The organism is Pseudomonas sp. c313 (genome assembly GCF_055407145.1).
In genome coordinates, this window is the sequence record NZ_JBUZRD010000032.1 from 1 (window position 1) to 5392 (window position 5392).

2 tRNA genes and 3 rRNA genes are annotated in these 5392 nt (G+C 51.3%); all 5 read left to right on the forward strand.

Features of this window, described 5'->3' with window-relative positions:
* Nucleotides 1-217: 217 nt before the first annotated feature.
* A 16S ribosomal RNA gene (locus tag ACZRKZ_RS27620) occupies nucleotides 218-1754 on the forward strand.
* A gap of 83 nt (nucleotides 1755-1837) precedes the next feature.
* Nucleotides 1838-1914, forward strand: a tRNA-Ile gene (locus tag ACZRKZ_RS27625).
* 30 nt (nucleotides 1915-1944) lie between these two features.
* A tRNA-Ala gene (locus ACZRKZ_RS27630) sits at nucleotides 1945-2020 on the forward strand.
* A gap of 235 nt (nucleotides 2021-2255) precedes the next feature.
* Nucleotides 2256-5147: ribosomal RNA gene (locus tag ACZRKZ_RS27635) — 23S ribosomal RNA — on the forward strand.
* 152 nt (nucleotides 5148-5299) lie between these two features.
* Nucleotides 5300-5392: ribosomal RNA gene (rrf, locus tag ACZRKZ_RS27640) — 5S ribosomal RNA — on the forward strand; the annotation flags it as partial.

Genomic DNA, 5392 nt, shown 5'->3' on the forward strand with positions numbered 1-5392 from the left:
AACAGAGGCTGCTGTAGAATGCGCCGCTCGGTTGAGACGAAAGATCTTAACCAACCGCTCTTTAACAACTGAATCAAGCAATTCGTGTGGGTGCTTGTGGAGTCAGACTGATAGTCAACAAGATTATCAGCATCACAAGTTACTCCGCGAGAAATCAAAGATGTAACCAACGATTGCTGAGCCAAGTTTAGGGTTTCTTAAAAACCCAAAGATGTTTGAACTGAAGAGTTTGATCATGGCTCAGATTGAACGCTGGCGGCAGGCCTAACACATGCAAGTCGAGCGGTAGAGAGGTGCTTGCACCTCTTGAGAGCGGCGGACGGGTGAGTAATGCCTAGGAATCTGCCTGGTAGTGGGGGATAACGTTCGGAAACGGACGCTAATACCGCATACGTCCTACGGGAGAAAGCAGGGGACCTTCGGGCCTTGCGCTATCAGATGAGCCTAGGTCGGATTAGCTAGTTGGTGGGGTAATGGCTCACCAAGGCGACGATCCGTAACTGGTCTGAGAGGATGATCAGTCACACTGGAACTGAGACACGGTCCAGACTCCTACGGGAGGCAGCAGTGGGGAATATTGGACAATGGGCGAAAGCCTGATCCAGCCATGCCGCGTGTGTGAAGAAGGTCTTCGGATTGTAAAGCACTTTAAGTTGGGAGGAAGGGCAGTTACCTAATACGTGATTGTCTTGACGTTACCGACAGAATAAGCACCGGCTAACTCTGTGCCAGCAGCCGCGGTAATACAGAGGGTGCAAGCGTTAATCGGAATTACTGGGCGTAAAGCGCGCGTAGGTGGTTTGTTAAGTTGGATGTGAAATCCCCGGGCTCAACCTGGGAACTGCATTCAAAACTGACAGGCTAGAGTATGGTAGAGGGTGGTGGAATTTCCTGTGTAGCGGTGAAATGCGTAGATATAGGAAGGAACACCAGTGGCGAAGGCGACCACCTGGACTAATACTGACACTGAGGTGCGAAAGCGTGGGGAGCAAACAGGATTAGATACCCTGGTAGTCCACGCCGTAAACGATGTCAACTAGCCGTTGGGAGCCTTGAGCTCTTAGTGGCGCAGCTAACGCATTAAGTTGACCGCCTGGGGAGTACGGCCGCAAGGTTAAAACTCAAATGAATTGACGGGGGCCCGCACAAGCGGTGGAGCATGTGGTTTAATTCGAAGCAACGCGAAGAACCTTACCAGGCCTTGACATCCAATGAGCTTTCTAGAGATAGATTGGTGCCTTCGGGAACATTGAGACAGGTGCTGCATGGCTGTCGTCAGCTCGTGTCGTGAGATGTTGGGTTAAGTCCCGTAACGAGCGCAACCCTTGTCCTTAGTTACCAGCACGTAATGGTGGGCACTCTAAGGAGACTGCCGGTGACAAACCGGAGGAAGGTGGGGATGACGTCAAGTCATCATGGCCCTTACGGCCTGGGCTACACACGTGCTACAATGGTCGGTACAGAGGGTTGCCAAGCCGCGAGGTGGAGCTAATCCCAGAAAACCGATCGTAGTCCGGATCGCAGTCTGCAACTCGACTGCGTGAAGTCGGAATCGCTAGTAATCGCGAATCAGAATGTCGCGGTGAATACGTTCCCGGGCCTTGTACACACCGCCCGTCACACCATGGGAGTGGGTTGCACCAGAAGTAGCTAGTCTAACCTTCGGGAGGACGGTTACCACGGTGTGATTCATGACTGGGGTGAAGTCGTAACAAGGTAGCCGTAGGGGAACCTGCGGCTGGATCACCTCCTTAATCGACGACATCAGCTGCTCCATAAGTTCCCACACGAATTGCTTGATTCATTGAAGAAGACGATTTAGAAGCAGCCCGAAATTGGGTCTGTAGCTCAGTTGGTTAGAGCGCACCCCTGATAAGGGTGAGGTCGGCAGTTCGAATCTGCCCAGACCCACCAATTTTGTGTGGGAAACGCCTGTAGAGATACGGGGCCATAGCTCAGCTGGGAGAGCGCCTGCCTTGCACGCAGGAGGTCAACGGTTCGATCCCGTTTGGCTCCACCACTACTGCTTCTGTCATGTAAAGCTTAGAAATGAGCATTCCATTGTGATGATGGTGAATGTTGATTTCTAGTCTTTGATTAGATCGTTCTTTAAAAATTTGGGTATGTAATAGAAAGTTAGACTGGGCAACACTTTCACTGGTGTTGTTACAGGCTAAGGTAAAATTTGTGAGTTAAATTGCGAATTTTCGGCGAATGTCGTCTTCACAGTATAACCAGATTGCTTGGGGTTATATGGTCAAGTGAAGAAGCGCATACGGTGGATGCCTTGGCAGTCAGAGGCGATGAAAGACGTGGTAGCCTGCGAAAAGCTTCGGGGAGTCGGCAAACAGACTTTGATCCGGAGATGTCTGAATGGGGGAACCCAGCCATCATAAGATGGTTACCTTACACTGAATACATAGGTGTATGGAGCGAACCAGGGGAACTGAAACATCTAAGTACCCTGAGGAAAAGAAATCAACCGAGATTCCCTTAGTAGTGGCGAGCGAACGGGGACTAGCCCTTAAGTGGCTTTGAGATTAGCGGAACGCTCTGGAAAGTGCGGCCATAGTGGGTGATAGCCCTGTACGCGAAAATCTCTTAGTCATGAAATCGAGTAGGACGGAGCACGAGAAACTTTGTCTGAATATGGGGGGACCATCCTCCAAGGCTAAATACTACTGACTGACCGATAGTGAACTAGTACCGTGAGGGAAAGGCGAAAAGAACCCCGGAGAGGGGAGTGAAATAGATCCTGAAACCGTATGCGTACAAGCAGTGGGAGCCCACTTTGTTGGGTGACTGCGTACCTTTTGTATAATGGGTCAGCGACTTATTTTCAGTGGCGAGCTTAACCGAATAGGGGAGGCGTAGCGAAAGCGAGTCTTAATAGGGCGTCTAGTCGCTGGGAATAGACCCGAAACCGGGCGATCTATCCATGGGCAGGTTGAAGGTTGGGTAACACTAACTGGAGGACCGAACCGACTACCGTTGAAAAGTTAGCGGATGACCTGTGGATCGGAGTGAAAGGCTAATCAAGCTCGGAGATAGCTGGTTCTCCTCGAAAGCTATTTAGGTAGCGCCTCATGTATCACTGTAGGGGGTAGAGCACTGTTTCGGCTAGGGGATCATCCCGATTTACCAAACCGATGCAAACTCCGAATACCTACAAGTGCCGAGCATGGGAGACACACGGCGGGTGCTAACGTCCGTCGTGAAAAGGGAAACAACCCAGACCGTCAGCTAAGGTCCCAAAGTTATGGTTAAGTGGGAAACGATGTGGGAAGGCTTAGACAGCTAGGAGGTTGGCTTAGAAGCAGCCACCCTTTAAAGAAAGCGTAATAGCTCACTAGTCGAGTCGGCCTGCGCGGAAGATGTAACGGGGCTCAAACCATACACCGAAGCTACGGGTATCACTTAGGTGATGCGGTAGAGGAGCGTTCTGTAAGCCTGTGAAGGTGAGTTGAGAAGCTTGCTGGAGGTATCAGAAGTGCGAATGCTGACATGAGTAACGATAATGGGTGTGAAAAACACCCACGCCGAAAGACCAAGGTTTCCTGCGCAACGTTAATCGACGCAGGGTTAGTCGGTCCCTAAGGCGAGGCTGAAAAGCGTAGTCGATGGAAAACAGGTTAATATTCCTGTACTTCTGGTTATTGCGATGGAGGGACGGAGAAGGCTAGGCCAGCTTGGCGTTGGTAGTCCAAGTTTAAGGTGGTAGGCTGGAATCTTAGGTAAATCCGGGATTCTAAGGCCGAGAGCTGATGACGAGTTGTCTTTTAGACGACGAAGTGGTTGATGCCATGCTTCCAAGAAAAGCTTCTAAGCTTCAGGTAACCAGGAACCGTACCCCAAACCGACACAGGTGGTTGGGTAGAGAATACCAAGGCGCTTGAGAGAACTCGGGTGAAGGAACTAGGCAAAATGGCACCGTAACTTCGGGAGAAGGTGCGCCGGTGAGGGTGAAGGACTTGCTCCGTAAGCTCATGCCGGTCGAAGATACCAGGCCGCTGCGACTGTTTATTAAAAACACAGCACTCTGCAAACACGAAAGTGGACGTATAGGGTGTGACGCCTGCCCGGTGCCGGAAGGTTAATTGATGGGGTTAGCTAACGCGAAGCTCTTGATCGAAGCCCCGGTAAACGGCGGCCGTAACTATAACGGTCCTAAGGTAGCGAAATTCCTTGTCGGGTAAGTTCCGACCTGCACGAATGGCGTAACGATGGCGGCGCTGTCTCCACCCGAGACTCAGTGAAATTGAAATCGCTGTGAAGATGCAGTGTATCCGCGGCTAGACGGAAAGACCCCGTGAACCTTTACTATAGCTTTGCACTGGACTTTGAATTTGCTTGTGTAGGATAGGTGGGAGGCTTTGAAGCGTGGACGCCAGTTCGCGTGGAGCCAACCTTGAAATACCACCCTGGCAACTTTGAGGTTCTAACTCAGGTCCGTTATCCGGATCGAGGACAGTGTATGGTGGGTAGTTTGACTGGGGCGGTCTCCTCCTAAAGAGTAACGGAGGAGTACGAAGGTGCGCTCAGACCGGTCGGAAATCGGTCGTAGAGTATAAAGGCAAAAGCGCGCTTGACTGCGAGACAGACACGTCGAGCAGGTACGAAAGTAGGTCTTAGTGATCCGGTGGTTCTGTATGGAAGGGCCATCGCTCAACGGATAAAAGGTACTCCGGGGATAACAGGCTGATACCGCCCAAGAGTTCATATCGACGGCGGTGTTTGGCACCTCGATGTCGGCTCATCACATCCTGGGGCTGAAGCCGGTCCCAAGGGTATGGCTGTTCGCCATTTAAAGTGGTACGCGAGCTGGGTTTAGAACGTCGTGAGACAGTTCGGTCCCTATCTGCCGTGGACGTTTGAGATTTGAGAGGGGCTGCTCCTAGTACGAGAGGACCGGAGTGGACGAACCTCTGGTGTTCCGGTTGTCACGCCAGTGGCATTGCCGGGTAGCTATGTTCGGAATAGATAACCGCTGAAAGCATCTAAGCGGGAAACTAGCCTCAAGATGAGATCTCACTGGAACCTTGAGTTCCCTGAAGGGCCGTCGAAGACTACGACGTTGATAGGTTGGGTGTGTAAGCGCTGTGAGGCGTTGAGCTAACCAATACTAATTGCCCGTGAGGCTTGACCATATAACACCCAAGCAATTTGTGAACTCGAAAGAGGCCAGATTGCGGTGTGTGAAGACGATACAAGTCGAAAATTCACAAGTAACACACAAATCTATTACATACCCATTCGCTGGAGCGTGAGCCGAAAGGTACACGAGCTGGCTACCGAATTTCTTGACGACCATAGAGCATTGGAACCACCTGATCCCATCCCGAACTCAGTAGTGAAACGATGCATCGCCGATGGTAGTGTGGGGTTTCCCCAT